Annotated in this window: 23 protein-coding genes; 11 read left to right on the forward strand and 12 right to left on the reverse strand. The window is 70.7% G+C overall.

Features of this window, described 5'->3' with window-relative positions:
• Positions 1 to 180 precede the first annotated feature (180 nt).
• Both G3I19_RS20645 and G3I19_RS20650 read left to right on the forward strand, forming a co-directional pair.
• On the forward strand, positions 181 to 825 hold the full coding sequence (locus tag G3I19_RS20645) for a DUF6629 family protein (RefSeq protein WP_164265149.1): 645 nt from the start codon (positions 181 to 183) through the stop codon (positions 823 to 825).
• Between the two features lie 109 nt (positions 826 to 934).
• The gene (locus tag G3I19_RS20650) at positions 935 to 1,129 is read left to right on the forward strand and encodes an antitoxin (RefSeq protein ID WP_164265150.1); all 195 of its coding nucleotides are present in this window, start codon (positions 935 to 937) and stop codon (positions 1,127 to 1,129) included.
• 164 nt (positions 1,130 to 1,293) lie between these two features.
• Here G3I19_RS20650 and G3I19_RS20655 read toward each other — a convergent pair whose 3' ends face one another.
• Positions 1,294 to 2,055 (reverse strand): MgtC/SapB family protein, encoded by a 762-nt coding sequence (locus G3I19_RS20655; protein ID WP_164265151.1) that lies wholly within the window; start codon positions 2,053 to 2,055, stop codon positions 1,294 to 1,296.
• 257 nt (positions 2,056 to 2,312) lie between these two features.
• On the opposite strand from G3I19_RS20655, the gene G3I19_RS20660 reads away from it, so the two are divergent.
• Complete coding sequence (locus G3I19_RS20660) at positions 2,313 to 3,197, forward strand: glycoside hydrolase family 19 protein (protein WP_164265152.1); 885 nt, start codon at positions 2,313 to 2,315, stop codon at positions 3,195 to 3,197.
• A 78-nt stretch (positions 3,198 to 3,275) separates the two neighbouring features.
• Here the strand turns inward: G3I19_RS20660 and G3I19_RS20665 are convergent, their stop codons facing one another.
• The 5 genes from G3I19_RS20665 to G3I19_RS20685 form a co-directional block, all read right to left on the reverse strand.
• Entirely contained in the window at positions 3,276 to 3,809 is a 534-nt protein-coding gene (locus tag G3I19_RS20665) for a cupin domain-containing protein (protein ID WP_239074622.1), read from the reverse strand.
• A 213-nt stretch (positions 3,810 to 4,022) separates the two neighbouring features.
• A complete protein-coding gene (locus tag G3I19_RS20670) occupies positions 4,023 to 5,567 on the reverse strand; it encodes a DEAD/DEAH box helicase (protein ID WP_203599816.1) in 1,545 nt (514 codons plus the stop codon).
• A 371-nt stretch (positions 5,568 to 5,938) separates the two neighbouring features.
• Positions 5,939 to 6,142 (reverse strand): cold-shock protein, encoded by a 204-nt coding sequence (locus G3I19_RS20675; protein WP_164265153.1) that lies wholly within the window; start codon positions 6,140 to 6,142, stop codon positions 5,939 to 5,941.
• A gap of 276 nt (positions 6,143 to 6,418) precedes the next feature.
• The gene (locus tag G3I19_RS20680; protein ID WP_164265154.1) at positions 6,419 to 6,886 is read right to left on the reverse strand and encodes a MarR family transcriptional regulator; all 468 of its coding nucleotides are present in this window, start codon (positions 6,884 to 6,886) and stop codon (positions 6,419 to 6,421) included.
• Positions 6,887 to 7,033: 147 nt separating this feature from the next.
• Positions 7,034 to 8,098 carry an ATP-dependent DNA ligase gene (locus G3I19_RS20685; RefSeq protein WP_164265155.1) on the reverse strand — a complete coding sequence of 355 codons (1,065 nt, stop codon included), beginning with the start codon at positions 8,096 to 8,098 and terminating at the stop codon, positions 7,034 to 7,036.
• 74 nt (positions 8,099 to 8,172) lie between these two features.
• Here G3I19_RS20685 and ligD point away from each other — a divergent pair, with 74 nt between their 5' ends.
• The gene (gene ligD / locus G3I19_RS20690; protein ID WP_164265156.1) at positions 8,173 to 9,198 is read left to right on the forward strand and encodes a non-homologous end-joining DNA ligase; all 1,026 of its coding nucleotides are present in this window, start codon (positions 8,173 to 8,175) and stop codon (positions 9,196 to 9,198) included.
• Positions 9,199 to 9,231: 33 nt separating this feature from the next.
• On the opposite strand, the gene G3I19_RS20695 is transcribed toward ligD, so the two are convergent.
• Positions 9,232 to 10,593: an NAD(P)/FAD-dependent oxidoreductase gene (locus G3I19_RS20695; protein ID WP_164265157.1), complete on the reverse strand. Its 1,362-nt coding sequence runs from the start codon at positions 10,591 to 10,593 to the stop codon at positions 9,232 to 9,234.
• A gap of 220 nt (positions 10,594 to 10,813) precedes the next feature.
• On the opposite strand from G3I19_RS20695, the gene G3I19_RS20700 reads away from it, so the two are divergent.
• The 4 genes from G3I19_RS20700 to G3I19_RS20715 all read left to right on the forward strand — a co-directional run bounded on the left by G3I19_RS20700 (position 10,814) and on the right by G3I19_RS20715 (position 14,579).
• On the forward strand, positions 10,814 to 11,632 hold the full coding sequence (locus G3I19_RS20700) for a methyltransferase domain-containing protein (RefSeq protein ID WP_164265158.1): 819 nt from the start codon (positions 10,814 to 10,816) through the stop codon (positions 11,630 to 11,632).
• Positions 11,633 to 11,689: 57 nt separating this feature from the next.
• Positions 11,690 to 12,307, forward strand: a complete 618-nt coding sequence (locus G3I19_RS20705; RefSeq protein WP_203599817.1) for a hypothetical protein — start codon at positions 11,690 to 11,692, stop codon at positions 12,305 to 12,307.
• 122 nt (positions 12,308 to 12,429) lie between these two features.
• Entirely contained in the window at positions 12,430 to 13,698 is a 1,269-nt protein-coding gene (locus G3I19_RS20710; protein ID WP_164265159.1) for a VWA domain-containing protein, read from the forward strand.
• Entirely contained in the window at positions 13,698 to 14,579 is an 882-nt protein-coding gene (locus G3I19_RS20715) for a hypothetical protein (RefSeq protein ID WP_164265160.1), read from the forward strand. Before G3I19_RS20710 ends, G3I19_RS20715 begins: the two co-directional genes overlap by 1 nt.
• Before the next feature lie 129 nt (positions 14,580 to 14,708).
• Here the strand turns inward: G3I19_RS20715 and G3I19_RS20720 are convergent, their stop codons facing one another.
• Together G3I19_RS20720 and G3I19_RS20725 are read right to left on the reverse strand one after the other, a co-directional pair.
• A complete protein-coding gene (locus G3I19_RS20720) occupies positions 14,709 to 15,113 on the reverse strand; it encodes an ACT domain-containing protein (protein ID WP_164265161.1) in 405 nt (134 codons plus the stop codon).
• A 59-nt stretch (positions 15,114 to 15,172) separates the two neighbouring features.
• Positions 15,173 to 15,811: an HD domain-containing protein gene (locus G3I19_RS20725; RefSeq protein WP_164265162.1), complete on the reverse strand. Its 639-nt coding sequence runs from the start codon at positions 15,809 to 15,811 to the stop codon at positions 15,173 to 15,175.
• 128 nt (positions 15,812 to 15,939) lie between these two features.
• On the opposite strand from G3I19_RS20725, the gene G3I19_RS20730 reads away from it, so the two are divergent.
• Positions 15,940 to 16,944, forward strand: a complete 1,005-nt coding sequence (locus G3I19_RS20730) for a GlxA family transcriptional regulator (RefSeq protein ID WP_164265163.1) — start codon at positions 15,940 to 15,942, stop codon at positions 16,942 to 16,944.
• On the opposite strand, the gene G3I19_RS20735 is transcribed toward G3I19_RS20730, so the two are convergent.
• From G3I19_RS20735 to G3I19_RS20745, 3 genes are all read right to left on the reverse strand, one after another.
• The gene (locus G3I19_RS20735; protein WP_164265164.1) at positions 16,941 to 17,414 is read right to left on the reverse strand and encodes a VOC family protein; all 474 of its coding nucleotides are present in this window, start codon (positions 17,412 to 17,414) and stop codon (positions 16,941 to 16,943) included. The two genes, G3I19_RS20730 and G3I19_RS20735, sit on opposite strands and share 4 nt — an antisense overlap.
• An 81-nt stretch (positions 17,415 to 17,495) precedes the next feature.
• The gene (locus tag G3I19_RS20740) at positions 17,496 to 18,920 is read right to left on the reverse strand and encodes an MFS transporter (RefSeq protein WP_164265165.1); all 1,425 of its coding nucleotides are present in this window, start codon (positions 18,918 to 18,920) and stop codon (positions 17,496 to 17,498) included.
• Positions 18,921 to 19,247: 327 nt separating this feature from the next.
• Positions 19,248 to 20,021, reverse strand: coding sequence for a GntR family transcriptional regulator (locus G3I19_RS20745; protein WP_164265166.1), 774 nt, complete (start codon positions 20,019 to 20,021; stop codon positions 19,248 to 19,250).
• A gap of 559 nt (positions 20,022 to 20,580) precedes the next feature.
• Between G3I19_RS20745 and G3I19_RS20750 the strand changes: the two genes are divergently transcribed.
• Together G3I19_RS20750 and G3I19_RS20755 are read left to right on the forward strand one after the other, a co-directional pair.
• Positions 20,581 to 21,069: a hypothetical protein gene (locus tag G3I19_RS20750; protein ID WP_164265167.1), complete on the forward strand. Its 489-nt coding sequence runs from the start codon at positions 20,581 to 20,583 to the stop codon at positions 21,067 to 21,069.
• Between the two features lie 304 nt (positions 21,070 to 21,373).
• Positions 21,374 to 22,045, forward strand: a complete 672-nt coding sequence (locus G3I19_RS20755; RefSeq protein ID WP_164265168.1) for an SGNH/GDSL hydrolase family protein — start codon at positions 21,374 to 21,376, stop codon at positions 22,043 to 22,045.
• Positions 22,046 to 22,160 lie beyond the last annotated feature (115 nt).

Here is a 22,160-nt window from a genome sequence, read left to right on the forward strand (position 1 = left end):
CCGCCGCGCTCCGGACCTGGGCACCGGCCTGGGCGGCGCTCCCGCCACCGGTGTGCGCCGCGGGAGCCCTGGCGCTCGCCCTGTCGGCCGGACCCCGCGAAGCGCAGCCATGAGAGGCCGCCCCGGACAGCAGGGCACCGGCCCGCCACCCATTCCGAAGGTCCTGTGCCAGGAGGCGCCATGTGCTGGAGTGCGACGGCCGACCTGGTGGCGGGCTCCGGCATCGCGGCGATCGGCGTGGTCGGCCTGGCACAGGTGCGCCGGGCGCGGGATCTGCCGCTGGCCGCACTGCCGTTGCTCCTCGGTACGCATCAGCTGATCGAGGCGGCCGTCTGGCACTCCGGGGGCGGCGCCGGCCCGGCCACCACGGCATGGGCCGTCGTCGCCATGCCCCTGCTGGCCCTCTGGGTGCCCTGTGGCGTACTGCTCGCCGCGCCGAGCCCGGCACCCCGCCGCCTGCTGCTGCCTCTCGTGGCGGGGATCGCCACGGCCGCTGTCCTCGCGGTCTGTATCGCCGTCCGTCCGGTCACCGCCGAAGTCCGCGGCCACACCGTCGGATACGTGGTCCACCTGCCGCTTCCCGGGCTCGTCATCGCCGGATATCTGCTGGCCACGGTCGGAGCCCTGCTGCTCACAACGGACCCCCTGCTGAGGCTCCTCGGTGCGCTCGTCGGTGCGGGGGCACTGATCTGCTTTCTGCTCTGGAAGCTGGAGTACGTCTCCACCTGGTGTGCGTTCGCCGCGGTCAGCGCGGTCCTCATGGTCGGCTGGGTCCGCCGGGGCCCGCGAAAGCCCGCGCGCGCCCCCGGACTCCGTACCCCGTGAAGCGGCCGTGGAGCCGGGGATCCGGCGCCCGGCACCCGGCCGGGATGCGGACCCGGCCAACTGCGCACACCCTGGAGTGGAGGGGGAACCGCTGCGAGGAGGACGACTCATGTCCATGATGGACAAGCTGAAGCAGATGATGAAGGGCCACGAAAGCCAGGTCGGGAAGGGGGTCGACAAGGCAGGAGACGCCGTCGACAAGAAGACCGGCGGCAAGTACAAGAGCCAGGTCGACACCGGACAGGACCAGCTCAAGAACCGGTTCGGGGCGAACGGCGACCAGAACGACCCGCCCAGGTCCTGACCCGCGCCCCACCTCTACCCCACCTCTAGCCCCACCCATCTCGCTCGCTGCTCACGGCGGCCCCGGCCCCGGGCGGTGAGATCCGCGGAGCCGGACCTCACCGCCCGGGGCCGCTGTGCGCGCCCGGCAGGAGAGCAGCCGCCCACGGCGGCCTGCGATGTGGATCAGTCGGCGAGTTCACCCTTGATGGACGAGACACTCAGCACGCCCTCGAACTCGGAGAGTTCCGCGACCAGCTGATGGACGCTGCCCGTCCCCTCGATGTCCATATGGACGAAGGCCGTCCCCGCCTCGTCATGTCTGAGCTCCGTGTCCTCCGGCGCCTTGTCGTCCGCGCGGTCCACCCGCACCTGAACGACCTGGAACCCCTTGCTCGTTGCCCGCTCCAGGATCCTGGTCAGCACACTGGTGCCGATCGTGTACGCGAGGTGCAGCCGGGTCTGCTCCGTGGTCGCGATCGACGGGATGCGCCGCGTCACCCAGGAGTATCCGTGGACCACCAGGAAGTGGACCATGGTCGCGCCGATCGCCAGGAGCGGCAGTCCGCCGCCGCACGCCATGCCGATGGCACAGGTGAGCCAGACGGTGGCCGCTGTGGTCAGCCCGCGTACGGCGTCCCGGCGTACGAAGATGAGCCCGCCGCCGATGAATCCGATACCGGAGACGACCTGCGCGGCGACCCGTGACGGGTCGAAGGAGACGTTGTGCAGCGCGAGGACCGCGTTGAACCCGTGCTGCGACACCTCCATGAACAGCGCGCTGCCCACGCCGACCAGAGTGTGCGTGCGCAGCCCGGCGCTCTTCTGCCGGGTGGCCCGTTCGGCGCCGATGAGGGTCGACAGCAGAAGGGCCAGGCCGAGTTCGGCGAACTGACGTGCCCCCTGGCCCGCTCCGGGGTCGAACAGGGGCGTGGCTACAGCGTGCAACAGACCCTCCATACCGTGCTGGAACAACAGCTCCGACCCTACGGCCTCGCCTGCTGACGTCCGTCGCCGCCACGGCACACCCGCCCGTACCCGGTCCGTACACCGGTCCGCGGCTAGGTCTGTGCACCGGTCTGCGCCCTGGTCTGTGCACCAGTATGCGGCCGCACTCTTGACAGGTCCAGACCAATCAGGCTTGAGTGCCCTCACCCCCACAAGCGGACATCGTTGTCGCGATGGCCGCGCGAAGGAGTGATCACGTGTCACGACGCCTCACGGCTCTGCTCACCGCCCTGGTGGCGGCCATCGGATTCGCTGTCTTCCTGCCGATGACGCCGGCCTCGGCCGCGACGTGCGCCGCGGCCTGGAATTCCTCTTCCGTCTATACGGGCGGACTGGTCGCCTCGTACAACGGACACAACTGGTCGGCGCAGTGGTGGACCCAGAACGAGACCCCCGGCTCCGCAGACGTCTGGTCCGACCAGGGTGCCTGCGGCGACGGCACCACCACGCCGCCCGTCGACTCCGACTTCGTCGTCAGCGAGGCGCAGTTCAACCAGATGTTCCCGAACCGCAATTCCTTCTACACCTACAGCGGGCTGACTGCGGCGCTGAGCGCCTACCCGGCCTTCGCGAACACCGGAAGCGACACGGTCAAGCGCCAGGAGGCCGCCGCGTTCCTCGCGAACGTCAGCCATGAGACCGGCGGTCTCGTCTACGTCGTCGAGCAGGACACCTCCAACTACCCCCACTACTGCGACACGTCACAGCCCTACGGGTGCCCCGCAGGCCAGGCTTCCTACTACGGCAGGGGACCGATCCAGCTCAGCTGGAACTTCAACTACAAGGCGGCGGGCGACGCGCTGGGCATCGACCTGCTGAACAACCCGAGCCTGGTGGAGACCGATTCGGCCGTGGCCTGGAAGACCGGCCTCTGGTACTGGAACACCCAGACCGGCCCCGGCACGATGACCCCGCACAACGCCATGGTCAACGGCGCCGGCTTCGGCCAGACCATCCGCAGCATCAACGGCAGCATCGAATGCGACGGCGGTAACCCGGCGCAGGTGCAGAGCCGCATCGACAGCTACCAGAGCTTCGTCCAGATCCTGGGCACCACTCCGGGATCCAACCTCAGCTGCTGACCGGCGGCGCACACGGAACGGTCCGGTGGGGCGGGACACACCACAGGTGTCCCGCCCCACCGGGACGAAGGACCGCGGTCAGGCGGGCGGTTCACCCAGCACGTACAGCTCGGGAAGGTTCACCACCACGGCTTCCTGGGTGCTCCGGGCGATGACGACGACAGCGGTCTCGTCGGGGCTCGGATTCTCCTCCCGGTGCGGCACATACGGCGGTACGAAGATGTAGTCACCCGGCGCGGTCCGGATGCGCACCTCTTCGGGAGTCCCGCCGGCATCGTCGAGAAAGACGAACTCAGGGTGCCCCTTGACGACATGAATGGCCGTCTCCGACGCTCCGTGATGGTGGTTGGACGACGCCGTGTCCGGGGCGACATGCGTCTCGCCCATCCAGATGCGCTCCGAACCCACACTCTTCCCGCTGATCGCGGCGAACCGCCGCATACCGCCGCTCTGCGCGGTCCCGTCGTCGAGGGACCCGGCGCGCACGTGGTGCAGCCTGGAGCGCAGCGGCCCGGGGCCCCTCGCGGCGTCACCGGCTGTGAAGTCGGGGTGGAACGCGTCGTGTCCCGCCGTGCGAGCGCCGCCGTCGGCGGGAGGAGGTTGCGAGGCCATGGGATTCCTGCTCTTCGATAGGGGCCGGTGCCGGCCGCGACCGTAGGGAGCCCGGCGAACGGAAGTCAAGACGGGACCGGTTGGCACGACACACCGACTGCCGCCCGACTGCCCGGTACCGCTTCGTACGGGGCATCCGTACGGGGAAAGCACGATCGCCGCCCCGCGGAGTGCGGAGCGGCGATCGGCGGGACACCCCGTACGGGGCGTCCGTCAGGCGACGTTCTTGTACGAGGACGACTGCTGCGGCGGATTGCCGGACCGGCCACGGGGGGCGCCGGCGGTGCGGCGGGCCTGGGCGGGGCGGCTGCGCCGGCCACGGGCCGACGAGGGGCTGCCCTTGGTGCGCTCCGAGACCGGAGAGGAGACAGTGACCGGGACACCCGAGGGCGCCTGGGCACCGGTGATACGGCTCAGCTCGGCCTCCCCCGACCGCACCTGGGCGACCTGCGGGGTGATACCGGCGTCGGCCATCAGCCGGCTCATCTCACGCCGTTGGTTGGGCAGCACCAGGGTGACGACGCTGCCGGACTCGCCGGCCCTTGCCGTACGGCCACCGCGGTGCAGGTAGTCCTTGTGGTCGCTGGGCGGGTCGACGTTGACCACCAGGTCGAGGTTGTCGACATGGATACCGCGGGCCGCGACATTGGTCGCCACCAGCACGGTGACATGGCCGGTCTTGAACTGCGCCAGGGTCCGGGTGCGCTGCGGCTGGGACTTCCCGCCGTGCAGCGCTGCGGCCCGTACACCGCTGTTCAGCAGGTGCTTGGTCAGCTGGTCCACGGCGTGCTTGGTGTCCAGGAACATCAGGACCCGGCCGTCCCGCGCGGCGATCTCGGTGGTCGTCGCGTACTTGTCGGACCCGTGGATGTGCAGCAGGTGGTGTTCCATCGTGGTCACCGCGCCCGCGGAGGGGTCGACGGAGTGGACGACCGGGTCGTGCAGATAGCGGCGGACCAGCAGGTCGACATTGCGGTCCAGGGTGGCCGAGAACAGCATGCGCTGCCCGTCCGGGCGCACCTGGTCGAGGAGTTCGGTGACCTGCGGCATGAAGCCCATGTCGGCCATCTGGTCGGCCTCGTCCAGCACCGTGATGCTGACCTGGTCGAGCCGGCAGTCGCCGCGCTCGATGAGGTCCTTGAGCCGGCCGGGCGTCGCGACGACGATCTCGGCGCCGCCCCGCAGCGCACTCGCCTGCCTGCCGATCGACATGCCGCCGACCACGGTGGCCAGCCGCAGCCGCAGCGACCTGGCGTACGGGGTGAGCGCGTCGGTGACCTGCTGGGCCAGCTCGCGGGTGGGCACGAGGACCAGGGCCAGTGGCTGGCGCGGCTGGGCGCGCTGACCTGCGGTACGCACGAGCATGCCGAGACCGAAGGCGAGCGTCTTGCCCGATCCGGTGCGGCCGCGTCCCAGGACGTCCCGGCCGGCCAGCGAGTTCGGCAGCGTGGCGGACTGGATCGGGAACGGCTCGTTCATGCCCAGACTGGTGAGCATCTTCAGCAGCTCGGGCGGCAGCTCCATATCGGCGAACGAGGCCGCCGGGGGCAGTGCCGGGGTGATCGTGACGGGCAGTGCGAATTCGCCCTGCTGTGCGGGCTTGCGGCCGCGGCCACCGGAGCGGTTGGGGCCGCCGGAGCGTCCCGAGCCGCCCGAGCGGCTCGGCGCCTGGGAGCGGAAGCCGCCCCTGCCGGAACCGGCGCCACCACCGGTGCGGGTACGCGAGTAACGGTCGTTCGTACGTGCTGTGCGGTCCATACGGATCCTTCCTCGATGTGGCACGTATCGAGGAATTCTCGGCAGCATGCATGGGCCGAAGAATCGCAAGAACGAGCCGAAGTGAAGAACGAAATCAAGGCCGGGCTGATCGGAGAAAAGCCGGGGCGGTGAGTTCGAAACGGCCGGAAACTGCCGAACAGAGGCGGCTGGTCAACCGGCGTACAAGGGTTCAGGTGGGCCCTCGTCCGTCCTGCGGAAGCGACGGGCCGCGCACCCTGCCCAGCGGGGCTGCGGTGCGCACCTGGTTACGGGGCCTCTCCGGAACCGTAACAGGGAACCGGGCGAAGCCCGAAAAAGCAACGAGCTGGGGCCCGCACCCCAAGGTGCGGGCCCCAGCTGCGTGTCATGCGTCAGGCGGGAACGATGTTCTCGGCCTGCGGGCCCTTCTGGCCCTGCGTGACGTCGAAGGTCACCTTCTGGCCTTCCTGGAGCTCGCGGAAGCCCTGGGCGGCGATGTTCGAGTAGTGGGCGAAGACGTCAGCGCCGCCACCCTCCTGCTCGATGAAGCCGAAGCCCTTTTCCGCGTTGAACCACTTAACGGTGCCAGATGCCATGTGAAACTCTCCTTCGGGGCAAAATGCCCGGAGGCCCGCACTGTGCGAACCCCACGTCGCCGCGATGATTACCACGTCCGGAATGAACCGGAAATACAAAAGTGCGCCCACCGGCACAGAAAGCCAGTGAGAGCACTTGAAGTCTTTGGGAACCACAACTGCAACTGGTAACGACAGTAGCACGCTGAGCACCGCGATGCGTGGCAGATTTTCCCGGTGGGCGTCCGCGTCGCGGAAAATCAACACATCGTGGAGTTATTCCTTCCTGGCGGAAAATTAATTTACGGCCTCCACCGCCTCCAGAGCCTCGACCGCCCTGACGAGCGGGGCCAGCTCCGGATCGGCCGCCGCCCGGTCGAGAGCGGTACGCAGAGCCGCTTCATTCGTGGGGCGTGCCTGTGTCAGAAGCAGCGCGCCGGCCGCCGTGACATCGGTGTAGATACCGCGCCGGTCGGTGGGGCAGAGATACCTGGAGAGCAGACCCCGGTCCTCCAGCCTGGTGACGAGCCGGGTGGTCGCGGAGTGGCTGAGCACCACCGCGTCGGCGACCTGCTTCATCTGCAGATGGCCGCCCTCGCCGTCGTGCTGGCGGTTCAGGACGTCGAGCAGCGAGTACTCGCGCACGCTCAGCCCGTGGCCGGCCTGGAGGGCGCGCTCGATATGTGCCTCGATCCTTCCGTGCAGCAGCGAGAGGGCACACCAGCTCTGGCTCAGGGCGGTCATCGCCGGGTCCGTCGCGGTCATCGGTACCTCCTCGGGCGGGAGCCACCTGGACGGTCGTCGACCCGGGTGCCTGTGCCTCCGCGCGGACAACCATAACGCGCCTGCAAGTAAGCGGCGCCTGCAATTACCTGCGACGGGCATCGCACACGTGGGCGGCGCCGCAGGCGTTCAGGCGTTGAGGATGTCCGGGAGACCGGGGCCGGCCGGTTCGTCGAGCTGGGCGTACGTGCAGCTCAGCGGGGACCGGTCCGGGCGCCACCGCCGCCACTGGGTGGTGTGCCGGAACCGCACGCCGTTCTCCATGTGGTCGTACGCCACCTCCAGCACCCGCTCGGGCCGCAGCGGAATCCACGACAGATCCTTCTTGCCGCTCCAGCGACTGGGCGCTCCCGGCAGCCGTGCTGTCTCGTGCGCCGTCTCCTGCGCCCACGCAGCCCACGGATGGCCGTCGGCCGACTCCATACGCAGAGGTTCCAGCTCGGTGACGAGTTCCGCCCGGCGCTTCATGGCGAACGCCGCACACACCCCCACGTGCTGGAGTACGCCCCCGCTGTCGTACAGGCCGAGGAGCAGTGACCCGACGACCGGGCCCGACCGGTGGAGGCGGTAGCCCGCCACGACGACATCCGCCGTGCGCTCGTGCTTGATCTTGTACATCGCGCGCTCGTTGGGCAGATACGGCAGGCCGAGCGGCTTCGCCACCACACCGTCGAGACCCGCGCCCTCGAACGTGTGGAACCAGTCGTCGGCCACCGCCGCGTCGGTCGTGGCAGGCGCGAGGTGCACCGGCGGCCCCGCCGCGGCCAGTGCCGAGGTCAGCCGCTCGCGCCTGACGGACTGCTCGGTGGCCATCAGCGACTCGTCGCCCACGGCCAGCAGGTCGAACGCGATGAACGACGCGGGGGTCCGTTCGGCGAGCAGCTTCACCCGGGACGCCGCGGGATGGATCCGTTCGGTGAGCGCGTCGAAGTCCAGCCGGCCGTCGCGGGTGATGACGATCTCGCCGTCCAGGACGCACCGCTCGGGGAGGTTCCCCAGCAGCGCCTCCGCCAGCTCCGGAAAGTACCTGGTGAGCGACTTGCCCGTACGGCTGGTCAGCTCGACCTCCGGGCCGTCCCGGAAGACGATCGCCCGGAATCCGTCCCACTTGCCCTCGTACTGCATACCGGGCGGGATCTTCTTCACGGACTTGGCGAGCATGGGCCTGACGGGCGGAAGAACAGGCAGATCCATACTCGGATTCTGCGGCCGCACGCCGTGATCCGCCCGATATGCGAAGTGGGCACCCTGCGCTTACCGTGACGCGCATGGGTGCAGCAGTGGAGCTCGAAGCAGGGGAGCGCACGGTACGGCTCTCCAGTCCCGACAAGATCTACTTCCCGGAACGGGGCTTCACGAAGCTCGACCTCGCCCAGTACTACATCGAGGTCGGCGCGGGCATCACCCGGGCCCTGCGCGACCGCCCCACCACACTCCAGCGCTACCCGGACGGGCTGGACGGCGAGTCCTTCTACCAGAAGCGCGCGCCGAAGAACCTCCCGGACTGGATCCCCACCGGCACCATCACCTTTCCCAGCGGCCGTACCGCGGACGAGATGTGCCCCACCGAGCCGGCCGCGGTGCTCTGGGCCGCGCAGTTCGCCACCTTCACCTTCCATCCCTGGCCGGTGCGCCGCCAGGACCCGGACCACCCGGACGAGCTGCGGATCGACCTCGACCCCCAGCCGGGCACCGACTTCGCCGACTCCGTGCGCGCGGCCCACGAGATGCGCTCCGTACTCGACGACTTCGGCGGTCTGCACGGCTGGCCCAAGACGTCCGGCGGCCGCGGCCTCCATCTCTTCGTGCCCATCGAGCCCCGGTGGACCTTCACCGAGGTACGGCGGGCCGTCATCGCGTGCGGCCGCGAGCTGGAGCGCCGGATGCCGGACCGGGTGACCACGGCCTGGTGGAAGGAGGAGCGGGGCGAGCGCATCTTCGTCGACTTCAACCAGACGGCCCGCGACCGCACCATCGCCTCCGCCTACTCGGTCCGCCCCCATCCCCGCGCCCAGGTCTCGGCGCCGCTGCGCTGGGACGAGGTCGACAGCGCGCACCCCGCCGACTTCGACATCGCCTCGATGCGGGAACGCTACGCCGACCTGGGCGACGTGCACGCGGACATGGACGACCGCCGTTTCTCCCTCGACGCCCTGCTGGAGCTGGCCGACCGGGACGAGCGGGACCGCGGCCTCGGCGACCTCCCCTATCCGCCCGAGTACCCGAAGATGCCGGGTGAGCCCAAACGCGTACAGCCGAGCCGTGCCAGGCACGACTCGGAGCACGACGCATAGCAGGGGACACGGCGGCCGGCGGCGCGGGGCCCGTCAGCCGCGGGCCGTCATCGATGCGGTGTGCTCGCGCACCTGCTCCGGGGTGAGATAGGCGTCGGTGTACTCGAAGTCCCGCAGGGTGGCGGGCTTCTGCGACTGGAAACCGGTGCGTACGAAGTCGTCCCCGGCGACGGCGTTGATCAGCCAGTTGGTCATCACCCGGGTCTTGGCGACATTGGTACGCAGCGCCGACCAGTGGTAACCGCGGGCCACCGCCTGCGCCGACAGGCCGCGCAGCTCGATGCCGAGCGGCTTCGAGACGGCGTCCCTGCCGCCCAGGTCGACCACGAGCCCCAGGTCCTTGTGCACATAAGGCTGGAGCGGCTGGTGGCGCAGCGACGCGACGATGTTGTCCGCGAGCCTGCGCCCCTGGCGCATCGAGTGCTGTGCGGTGGGCGGGCAGACCGCGCCGTCCCCCTTGGCGAGGTCCGGTACGGCGGCGGCGTCGCCGAGGGCGTAGACCCCGTCGAGCCCCGGCACATTCATCTCGGGCGTCACCGCCAGGCGTCCGCGTACCGTCTCGGCGCCCAGCGTGCCGATCAGCGGACTCGCCGCGACACCCGCCGTCCAGATCAGCGTGCGGCACGGGAGTACCCGGCCGTCCGTGAACGTCACCTTGTCCGCGCCTGCCTCGGCGATCGACACCCCGAGAGAGACCTCGATGCCGCGCTCGCGGAGGATCTTCAGCGCGCTGTTCCCGAGCTTGTCGCCCAGCTCGGGCATCAGCTTCGGGGCGATGTCGATCAGATGCCACTTGACCAGCTTCGGATCGATGTGCGGGTAGTGCTTCACGGCGTTCGTCGTGAGGCGTTGCAGGCAGGCGGCCGTCTCGGTGCCCGCGTAGCCGCCGCCGACCACCACGAACTGGAGCCGGGACGCCCGCTCCGCCTCGTCGTGGCTGGCGTCCGCCAGGTCCAGCTGGGCGATCACATGGTCGCGGATGTACGCGGCCTCGGCGAGCGTCTTCATCCCGCGGGCGTTGTCGACGAGCCCCGGGATGTCGAACGTACGGGTGATGCTGCCCGGGGACAGCACGATCTGGTCGTAGCGCTCGTTGACGATCTCGCCGGTGATCTTGCGGATCACGCAGACCTTCGCCTTGGTGTCCACCCCGATGGCCCCGCCGGGAATGATCCGGGTGCGGTGCTTCTGGCTTCGGCGCAGCGAAACGGCGACCGACTGCGGGGTGAGGACGCCGGAAGCGACCTGGGGCAGCAACGGCAGATAGAGCTGGTAGGAGAACGGCGCCACCAGTGCGATCTCCGCCTCTCCCGGGGCGAGCTGCCGCTCCAGACGGCGTACGCACCCCACTCCGGCGAAGCCTGCGCCCACTACGAGAATCCTGGGTCGTCCCACGGTGTTCGTCCCTTCTCAGGTCTGCACGGTCGTCCCCTCCCCGCCTGCCCCGTGAGACGGGTGACGCCACGTGTGAATCGCGTCCTGACCGCTGCCTGGCACAGCCCATCTTCGCGGGCCTGCGGAGAGTCCGCCTGCTGAAGCCCCGGGACAGGTGCCCGCGGGGGGTGTTTCGGCCCGGGTACGGCGCCGCCCGGCCGGTACGTCCTAGAGTGGCGGTATGGGGGATTCACGGCCGACATCGGCGTTCCACTCGGAGAACATCACACCCGCGGCCACCGACCGGCTGGTCGGCGCACTGGACGTACAGGCGGCGAGCGCCGGTGTGCGCCGGCTGCGGGAATGGGCGCACCGGGCGCTGGGCGTACGCCCCGGCGAGCACGCGCTCGACATCGGGGCCGGGACCGGCTCGGAGACCCAGGTACTCGCGGCGTCGGTGGGCGACGGCGGCTCGGCGACCGGAGTGGAACCGAACCCGGGGCTGCGGGCGGTCGCCGCGCACCGCGCGGCTGAAGCGCGGAGCGGCGCCCGCTTCGTACCCGGTGATGCCTGCGCGCTCCCGCTGCGGGACGCCGGTACCGATGTCGTCTGGTGCGAGCGGGTCTTCCAGCACCTGACCGAACCCGAACGGGCGGCGGCGGAGATCGCGCGAGTACTGCGGCCGGGTGGGCGCGTCGCCCTCATCGACACCGACTGGGCCACCACGATTCTGCACCCCGGTGACCCGGAGGTGGTGGCGGCCCTCACCGGCGGCGCCCTGACGACGGCGGCCAACCCGCGCGCCGGGCGCAGGCTGACCGGCCAACTGGCCGCCGTGGGGCTGGAGATCGACGACCTCGGCTCCCAGGCGCTCATCCAGGACCACCGGAAGGTCAGCTGGCCCCTCATCCGGATGCTCGGTGAGACGGCGGTACGGCGGGAACTGATCTCGGAGCAGCAGCGCGACCAGCTGTACGCGGACCTCACCGAAGCCGCCGAGCGCGGCGCCCTGCACATGTCGGTCACCATGTTCGGCGTCATCGCACACCGGCCAGGCTGAGCCCGCCGCCGCAGCCGGGAGCGGCCGCTGCCCGGTTCGCCGGTATCGTGCGGGTCCATGGAGACCGACGCCGGTACCGGCACCGACGCCGTGAGGGACCGTACGAGCGGCGAGGCCGTGGCCCGTGCCGTGACCGACGTACTCCAGCCACGCAACGTCCTGCTGGCGGGGATGACCGGTATCGGCGTCGCGGCGGCGGGGGACTGGACAGGAATCCTCTGGGGTCTGCTCGGCGCCGTGTGCGCGGGGCTGGTACCGGCGGCGTTCATCGAGTGGGAGCGCCGGCGCGGCACGTGGGGCGACCGGCATGTCGTCGACCGCAGGCAGCGGGCTCCGATCTTCCTCGTCATCCTCGGATCGGTCGGGACGGGCGCGGCCCTGATGACCGCGGGCGGTGCGCCCCGGGGTGTGCTGCTGGCCATGCTCGCCCTCTGGGCCATGACCGTCGTCCTGCTGGCGGTCAACACCGTATGGAAGATCAGTGTGGACGCGGCCGTGGCGTCGGCGGTCGTCGCGATGCTGGCCGCCGTCCACGCGCCGTGGTGGATCGCCGGATACGCGCTGGTGGCCGCCGTCTGCTGGTCCCGGGTCGCGCTTGCCTACCACTCCGTCGCACAGACGCTCGCGGGCGCCGCACTCGGCGCGGCCACGGCCGCCGTGCTCGTCCTGGCGTAACCGCCCCGTACCGGTGTCCTGGGGCCTCGTCCGGACCAGGTCCCGCCCGGCCCGGGCGGCCCGAACTCCCCGCCCCGGGAACCGTTTTGGAGATATGGGGGCGGGCTCCGTACGATCCGGTGATGATCATGAGAAAACGGCTGGCGGCCGGGGTGTGCACCCTCCTGGCTGCCCTGGTCGTCGGAACCTTCCCCACCGGCGCCTCCGCGGCCGATGAACCATCCGACAAGCCATCGCCCAAGGTCGAGTTGGTGCTCGACGTCAGTGGCTCGATGCGGACGCGGGACATCGACGGCGGCTCGCGGATGACAGCGGCCAAGCAGGCGTTCAACGAAGTACTCGACGGTGTGCCCGAGCAGGTGCAGCTGGGCATACGCACGCTGGGTGCCAACTACCCAGGTGACGACCGCAGGACCGGGTGCAAGGACACCCGTCAGCTCTACCCGGTCGGACAGCTCGACCGTACCGAGGCCAAGACCGCGGTGGCCACGCTCGCGCCCACCGGATGGACCCCCATCGGCCCCGCCCTCCAGGCGGCGGCCCGCGACCTCAAGGGCGGCGAAGCCACCCGCCGTATCGTCCTCATCAGCGACGGGGAGGACACCTGCGCGCCGCTCGACCCGTGCGTCGTGGCGCGCGACATCGCGGCCCAGGGCATCCACCTCGTCATCGACACACTGGGCCTGGTGCCCGACGCCAAGACCCGCAAGCAGCTCACCTGCATCGCCGAGGCCACTGGCGGCACCTACACCTCCGTACGTCACACCAACGAACTCTCCGGGCGCGTCACGCAGTTGGTGGACCGCGCCGCCGACCCGGTCACCACACCCGTGGCCACCGAGGGTACGGACAGCTGCACGAACGCCCCGCAGCTCAAGGCCGGTCTCTACAGCGACCGGGAGAAGTTCGCCGAGCACCGCTGGTACCGGGTGGACGTCCGCCCCGGCCAGGAACTGCGCGCCTCCGTCAGTGTCGCCGCCGACCGTGCCGTCAACAACGACTACGGCGTGCTGCTGCGGGCGCTGACCGTCCACGGGCGGGAGATCGTACGCGGGCAGGAGTCGGGCACCGGGCGCACCGATGCCATCTCCACCGGCCTGCGCTATCCGAAGCCGTCCGTCGACTCGGACGACGCACAGACCGCGGCGGAGACCGTCTGCCTCCAGGTCAGCAACTCCTTCTCGGCGCCGTCCTCGGTCAAGACCACACCCGGTCTGCCCGTCGAACTGAACATCGCCGTGGTGGACGCGCCCGACGACGCCGCCGATGTGGCCGCCTTCGGACTCGGCCGCGGCTGGTGGCTGCTCGGAGTCCTCGTACTCACCGGCCTGGTCTCGGGCGTGCTGTGGGGCTGGATTTCACGCCTGCGCTTCGCCGGGAGGACCAACTGATGCGCATCAACCGGGTACTCCCGCTCACCGTCCTGGCCGGCCTGGCTCTCCTCGGCGGGGCCGGTGCCGCCGGGGCCGACACCCTGACGCCATCCCCGTCCGCGTCCTCGTCGGCGGACGGCAGCGGCGCTCCGTCCCAGGCCGGCACCGACTTCCGTACGGCGACCGCCATCAAGCAGGACCAGCACGCCACCGCGAGCGCCTCGACGGGCGACTATCTGTACTGGGTCTTTCCCGCCGACGCTGGCCAGTCGGCCACGGTCGACGCCACGGTGAAGCTGCCGGAAGCCTCGGCACGGCACGGCGCATCGACCTGGCAGCTCGACGTCTACGACGGGCTGCGCAGGCGGCAGTCGTGCCGTTACGGAAGCCAGACCCGGGAGGCGGCAGCGGATGCCGCGTCCGTCACCCTGACCTGCCATCTGCGTGCGGTCAGGTCCTGGGCGGAGCCCTGGGCCAACGACCCGCTGCCGGGCAGTTACTACATCAGGCTGACGGTCCTCGACCTTCCACAGGAGGACCTGGGGCTACCGGTGCAGGCCGATGTGGTGGCCACAGCGTCCGACAGCGGCGGAGCCCACGCTGTGGACGGCAAGCTGGCATCCCCGCTGACCGCGGTCACAGCGCCGGACCCCTCGGACACTCCGTCCACCGACCCATCGGCTTCCGGCTCGGACACCTCGTCCGGCTCGGACACCTCCGACTCCGCGGCGCCCGCCGGTACCGCCGCCGAACCGGAGGACGGCTGGTCGTCCGGCTGGTGGTCCGACCGCTGGATCTGGACCGTGGGCGGCGGAGTCCTGGGCGCGCTCGCAGGCGTCGCCGGCTACTCGATGGCGCGCGGCCCCGGCCGCTCCTACCGGCGTCCGCCGGGCGTCTGAGACCAGCTGCCCCCGCCCGGCGCGGTCTGCGCCGGGCGGGGGAGACCGGCTGCGGGCGCGTCACGCAGGGGAGCGGCTGCGGCGGTGCGTCAGGCAGGAGCCGCCTGGGGCGGTGCGTCAGGCGGTGTGTCAGGCGGAGCGCCCGGCCAGCTCCGTGAGCAGCGCGACCGCTTCGTCGGCCCGCTCCAGCGGCACGAAGAGATGGTCGTGGTGGAAACCGGCCACCACATTGCAGCTCAGCCCGTGCCCGGCGAGCTCCCGCGCCACCGCGGCGGTCAGCCCCACGGCCGCCAGCGCCGAGTGGACGCGCAGAGTGATCCACGCCGCCGTGTAGTCGTACGCCAGCCCGGCCGCGTCGGCCTCCTCCCGCGGAACGACCAGCGTGCGGCCCTCCCGTTCAAGGACCGTGACCACGGGGGCCACACCCGGAGGAACCGGCGCCGACGGCGGGACCGTCGCGAAGACGTAGCACCCCGCGTTGAGTTCCGGACGCATCCCGTTCAGCAGTTTCCGCAGGTCTCTCTCACCGCTCATGATGGCCAGATTACGGGCGGGTTCAGGCCATGCCGGACTCCGGGACGGCGGGCCGGGCACTACTCGGGCCAGGCGGAGTTCAGGATGATGTCCACGAAGTCCTCCCGGGTGAAGCCCGGTACGAAGTGGGCGAGCACATCGTCGTTCATGGTGCCGAACGTGGTGTCGGGGCGGTCCTTCATCCCGTCCGTGAAGGCCCGCAGGATGCGCTGCTTGAAGTCGGGCCTGTGGTGGGCACCGGTGACCGCCGCGATCTGCCCGGCGGTGATCTCGTCCAGGCCGAGACCGAGCACATCCGTCTCCACCCCCGCGGTGACCAGCGCGATCTCCGGTTCGAGATGCTCGGGGATCCCCGGGGTGGTGTGCAGGGCGATGGACAGCCACACCGCGCGGGCCTCCGCCTCGCTCCGGCCGTGCTCCAGCAGGAAGTCCCGGGCGAGATCGGCCCCGTCGACCTCGAATCGCTGGTCGGTACGGCGGTAGCGCTCGGTCAGCCCCAGATCGTGGAACATCGCCCCCACATAGAGCAGTTCCGGATCGAGGGAGAGCCCGCGCCGCATCCCCTTGAGGGAGCCGAAGAGGAACACCCGCCGTGAGTGGTCGAAGAGCAGCGGCCCGGCGGCCTCCCGGACCAGCTCGGTGGCCTCGCGGGCCAGTGCGGTGCCGGGAACGGCGATTCCCGCGATCGTCTCGGTCATGGTGGTCTCCATCGGTCTCGGCCGGTTGCCTCGGTACCTATAGCGTGGGGTCGGCCCGGGGTGCCGCGCTCCCCGTGACCGGCCACACTCCGCACGAATCCGGACGCACATCCCTCCGAGGAGCCCCCATGACCATCGTCGGGAGCCACCGCCCGCACCGGGTGGGGGTCGTCGTCTTCGACGGGGTGAAACTCCTCGACGTCGCCGGGCCCAGCGAGGTCTTCAGCGAAGCGAACCAGCTGGGAGCCGACTACGCGCTGGAGCTGTGCGCGGTGGGCGGCGCCGAAGTGATCTCGTCCACGGGGATGCGGATCCCCGTGGACGCCGACGCCGCCCGGAGCGGCCTGGGCTACGACACCCTGCTGGTCATGGGCGGGGACGCGCTTCCGACGTACCCGATCAGCCACCCGCTGCGTGACGCGGTCGCCGCGCTGGCCGCCCGTTCCGGCCGGGTCTGCTCGATCTGTACGGGAGCCTTCATCCTGGCCGAGGCCGGCCTGTTGGACGGACACCGCGCCACCACGCACTGGCGCCACACCGAGCTGCTCCGCAGCGCCTATCCCGCGATCGATGTCGAACCCGATGCCATCTTCGTGAGGGACGGCACGACGTTCAGCTCGGCCGGTGTCACGGCCGGGATCGATCTGGCACTGGCGCTGCTGGAGGACGACCACGGGGAGGACATGGCGCGGCAGGTGGCCCGGTCGCTGGTCGTGTTCCTGCAACGGCCCGGTGACCAGTCGCAGTTCTCACCGGCACTCCAGGGGCCCCGGCCGCAGACGTCGGCGCTGCGTGCGGTCTTCGACGCGGTGCTGGCCGATCCGGCCGCCGGACACTCCATCGCGGAACTCGCGGCGCGGGCGGCCCTGAGCCCGCGCCATCTGACCAGGCTCTTCCGCGAGGAACTCGGCACCACGCCCGCGCGCTACGTCGAGTCGGTGCGCTTCGACACCGCGAAACGCGCGCTGGACGCCGGCCACACGGTGGGCGAGGCGGCGGGGCGGGCCGGATACCGCAGTGCGGAGACCTTGCGGAGGGCGTTCGTCTCGCGTCTCGGGGTGTCTCCGCGGACCTACCAGCAGCGCTTCAGATCGGCGCAGCGGCGTGACGCGGTGCCGCCGGGAAGCCTCTAGGCCCCGTCGGCGGCGGCGCGGATCGCGGCCAGGTCGAGCTTCTTCATACCGAACACGGCCTTCATCGCCCGCTCGCCGCGGGACGGATCCGGGTCGTTGAGGATGTCCTGCATCCCGCCGGGCACGACCTGCCAGGACACGCCGTACTTGTCCTTGAGCCAGCCGCACGGGCCTTCCTGGCCGCCCTCGCTCAGCTTGGCCCAGTAGTAGTCGATCTCGTCCTGGTCGGCGCAGTCGACCATCAGCGAGATGGCCTCGTTGAAGGTGAACTGGGGGCCGCCGTTGATCGCGATGTACTCCTGGCCGTCCAGGACGAAGTCGACGGTCAGCACCGTGCCCGCGGGCTGGGGTCCGGCCGGTGTGTAGTACGTGATGTTCCTGATCTCCGAGCGGGGGAACACCGACACATAGAACTCGGCTGCCTCCTCGCTCTCGGTGTCGAACCAGAGATTCGGGGTGATCCGGGGCATGAGGTTCTCCTGCGGTCGTCGTCGTATCCGCTTCTGCGTCTGTTCAGACTCTCGCGCGCACCGGAACTCATCGCCCGGGTCTCAGGTCCGTCCGTGCGACTCCACCGGCAGCCAGATGAGGACGAGAGCGCCCGCGGCGAGGACCAGCCCGGCCAGCACCAGCATGCTGGTGCTGAGCGAGTCGGTGAAGGCGGTGATCACGGCCCGGTGCAGCTCGGGGCCGGTCCTGCTCTCGGCGGCGGCCACGGTGGTGGGTGCGCCGGGGCCCCGCAGTACGGCAGGCAGTCTGGCGGTGAAACCCGCGGTGATCAGGGTGCCGGTGAGGGCCACTCCGAGCGCGCTGCCCAGCTCGCGGGTCAGGCTCTGCAGCCCCGAGCCGAGCCCTGCCCGGTCCGGCGGCAGGGCCGACATCAGCGTCTCGGAGAGCAGTGGCGTCGCCAGCCCGCACCCGGCCGCGGTCAGCCCCGCCCCCAGCGCGTACACCGGATAGGGGGTGTCGGGGCCGACCTGCGAGACGGTGCACAGGCCGCCCGCCAGGACGAGCAGCCCGAGGCTGATGACTGTGCGGCCCCGCAGCAGGTGCCGGAGCGCCGTCGCGCACCGGGGGGCCAGCAGCAGGGCGGCGGCCATGGGCAGCAGGCGGACCCCGGCGCCGAGGGCGGAGTAGCCCTTCACGTACTGGAGGTACTGACCGTTCAGATAGAACAGGCCGAACATCCCGAGGAAGACGGACACCATGCCCACGGCGCCGGCCCGCACGGCCGGGCCCGCCAGCAGCCGCGGATCGAGGAGCGGGTGCTCCTCGTGCAGCTCATGGACGGTCCACAGGGTCAGCAGGAGGACCGCGGCGGCGAAGGCGCCCAGGACCTGAGCGCTGCCCCAGCCCTGTTCGGGCCCGGAGACGATGGCGAACAGCAGGGCCAGGAAACCGAGGGTCAGCAGCAGAGCACTGACCGGGCCGACCGGACGGGTGAGCCGGGGCGGCGCGGGAGCGACGAGCGCGGCCAGCAGCAGGGCCACGACGGCCAGCGGGGCGGCGTACAGGAACAGCGACCGCCAGGATCCGCTCTGGATCGCCGCACCGCCGCCGACGTTTCCGAGCACTGCGGCCAGCCCGGTCATGGCTGCCCACAGGGCGATGAGATGCGACCGACGGCCGTCGGGAGCGCCGGTGACCATGAGGGCCAGGGTGGTGGGCAGGACGGCGGCGGCCCCCACACCGCTGAGCATCCGCCCTGCGATCAGTACGCCCACATCGGGTGCCGCCGCGGCCAGGACACAGCCGAGGGTGAACAGGGCCAGGCCGGTGAGGAGCACCCCCTTGCGGCCCATCCGGTCGGCGACCGCACCCGCGGGCACGACCAGACAGGCGAAGACCGCCACATAGCCGTCGACCACCCAGAGAACGGCAGCCGCGGACGGGTGCAGCGAGCCGGCCGACAGGGAGGGAATCGCCAGATTGACCGCAGAGACCATGCCCACCACCAGGGTGACGCACAGGCACATGACGACGACGGTGGCGCGCGGTCCGGCCGTGCGACGGCCGGGCGTACGGGCCGCAGGGGGACGGGGCTGGGGCCGGACAGGCTCTGGAACGGCCGGGCGACGGGGCAAAGGACCCTCCTGGTCGGCGGGCGCGGCAAGCACCCGCGGCGGAGCGGACAGCTGAGAGCGGGCTGACAGGGGAAGCGGAGCGGGCAGCCGACATCGCGGCGGACACCCGACATCGCGGCGGACAGGTGAGAGCGGACAGGTGAGAGCGGACAGGTGAAAAGGACAGCCGGAGCAGCGTCCCGGCGGCTGGTACGGAGGGCGGGCGAGGCGCGGTGCGGGTCAGCCGGTGGCTGTTCCGGTGCGGTGCAGATCGGCCTGGAGCGTGAGCCGGTCGCCGCGTACGGAGAGGAACTCCAGGTCCACCGGCCGCCCGTCCGCGAGCCTGCTGAGGCGCTCCACCGCGAACAGGGCGGTCCCCACGGGCGCTGCCAGGATCCGGGCGGTGTGCGGATCCGCGTTCACGGCCTGGACCGTCACCTCGGCGGCGCCCAGCCGCTGCCCGCAGGACTGCTCGATCAGCGCGAACACGTCCTGGTTCTCCAGGTCGAGGTCGAGCAGCGGCAGCCCGATGTCGGCCGGCAGATAGGTGAGGTCCAGGGACAGCGGCCTCCCGTCCAGCCGTCGCAGACGTTCGAGCCGGACCACCGGTTCGCCGTCCGGCACGGACAGACGGCGCGCGACCTGCGCCGGCGGGACGACCGTTCCGCGGGCCCTGACCTCGTTGTCGACCGTGCCGTGCGACTTCAGCGTCTCGGCCAGCCCGGCCAGCCGTTCCAGCGGATGGGAGTGCTTGCGGTTGAGCAGGACCGTTCCCACACCTCGCCGGCGCTCGACAAGGCCCTCGTCCCGCAGGATCAGCAGGGCCTGGCGGACCGTGTTGCGGGAGACGGCGAAGTCCTTCGACAGCAGGCGCTCATCGGGCAGGAAACCCGTGGGGTACAGGCCTGCGGCGGCCTGCTGGCGCAGCACCTCGGCGACATTGCGGGCCCGGTCGGCGCGCCGGGCGGGGGAGGGCTCGGAAGAGGCCGCCGAGGTGTCCGTCGTGTGTTCCATGGACGCCGCTCCCGTTCTCCCGTATGCCGTGGCCGGGCCGGTGGTGTCACTCACCACCGGTCGCCCAAGCTACGTCCAGAATATTTCGCCCTTGTTACGCCACCTGCTTTGACCTGCGGTGATGCCTGGACCTGGGGGAATGGGCGGCAGCGGCCGGGATCCGCCACCGGACGGCGCTCCCGGACGGCGCTCCCGGGGGAGGCCAGAGCTGCTCCGGACCGGCTCTGATCTCCCCCGACCGCTCTCCGGACCGCCCCCCGACCGCCCGCGACCGCTCCGGGCCGTCCGGTCGGGAAGGTGATCGCCGGTGCCGGCGGAATTGTGGCTTGTTCTGGTTCCACGGAGTGGCAGGGGCCGTTAAGAATCAAGGCCGTGTCTCTTGTAATCACTTGCCGCTCGCGCATCAATGAACAACGGCATCCGACGGCCCGTCAGATGAACGCAATTCCCTTCGGTGAATGATCGCGGCAGCTGCGGGAAATGGGCGATCACCCGGAGGCGAAAAGGGGCGGGTATCGGTCCACCTGAAAGGCCAACCAATCGGAAGGAAGAAGGACTTATGAGGCACGGAAGCAGAAGCAGCAGAGCCGCCCTGCGCGCGGCGGTCGCTGTGGGAGCGGCGGCGGTGGTGGGCCTCGGCTTCACCTCGTCGGCGTCCGCGGTGACGCCGCAGACGGCGACAGCGACCTACGACTGCGGTGTCTGGGGCGGCGGTTCGGCCACGCTGACCGCCACCCAGAGCGGTACGGCGGCGACGATCACGCTGACCTCCGCGGTGACCACCCCCGTCCACGTCGACCAGGACTCCATGGCCGCGACCCTCACCCTCGCGAAGAACGGCAGCGGCACCACCGTGTTCTCCGGCACGAAGAACCCGGACCTCCCGGCCGGGTCGTCCGTCACCATCGGCCCGCTGACCGGGACGGTCGCCGCGGGCGACAGCCTCGACTCGTACACCGGCGGCACCGCGCTGTCGATGACCATCTTCGGCGTGGCGGTCAGCTGCAACGCCACGACCGCGCAGTCGCCCGGGCCGTTCGTCTTCTGAGACAGGTGATCAGCGCCTGAGCGTATGAGCAGGCCCATGAGGGAGCCTTCCGGATCCCGCGAAGCCTGCCATTCCGCACCGCGCTCGGTGCGTTCGGGAATTCTTCTACGGCGCTCTCCTGTTCTTGTTCTCCCTCCCCCTTCTTGATTCTCTTCCGGCCTTCGGGCAGGGCGAATTACTCCCTGATTTCTGTGGCAGGGCTCGATCGGCGGGCGGCTGCGGTAGTACGTTTCTGTGGACCCCGTTCCGCCCGGGGCCGGTCCTCTGTATCCGCCTGTATCCGCCGCTTTCACACGGAGTCCCTGTGCCTTTTCAGCTGCCCAGCCGCGCGACCGTCCTCTTCCAGGGCGACAGCATCACCGACGCGGACCGCGTGGTACATCCCACGGACGAACTCGGCCACGGCTACGCCGGAATGAGCGCCGAACTGCTGCGGTCGGCCCACCCCGACAGCGATTTCACCTTCATCAACCGTGGCATCGGCGGAGACCGCGTCGCCGACCTGCGCGCCCGCTGGCACGAGGACGGTGTCGCGCTCGCCCCCGATCTGCTGTCCGTCCTGGTCGGGGTCAATGACACCTGGCGCCGGTACGACGAGGGCCGCGTCACGACCGCCGAGGCGTACGAGGACGACTACCGCCACATCCTGACGCGGATCAGGGAGACCAGCGGAGCCCGGCTCCTCCTCATCGAACCCTTCCTGGTCCCGGTGCACGCCGAGCAGTGGGCCTGGCGGGAGGACCTGGACCCCCGGATCCATGTGGTGCGCAGGCTCGCCGAGGAGTTCGACGCCGCGCTCCTGGCGGCCGACGGACTGCTCAACGCGGCCGCCAGGAGCGCGGGCGGCGCCGCTCATATCGCCGGGGACGGTGTGCACCCCACGCCGTTCGGCCACCGTGTGCTGGCCCGCGCCTGGGTCGACCTGGTCACGGGTGGAGCGGAGACCGGTACGGCGGACGACGCCCCGGCCCGCTGACTCGCCGACCCCCGGGCCTGCCGACCGGCCCGGCCCGATCACCGTCCCGACTCGCCGACCGCCGGGGCCGCTGACACCGTCCCGACTCGCCGACTGCCCCGGCCCGCTGACACCG

The organism is Streptomyces sp. SID10853, from assembly GCF_010548145.1.
Lineage (GTDB): Bacteria > Actinomycetota > Actinomycetes > Streptomycetales > Streptomycetaceae > Streptomyces.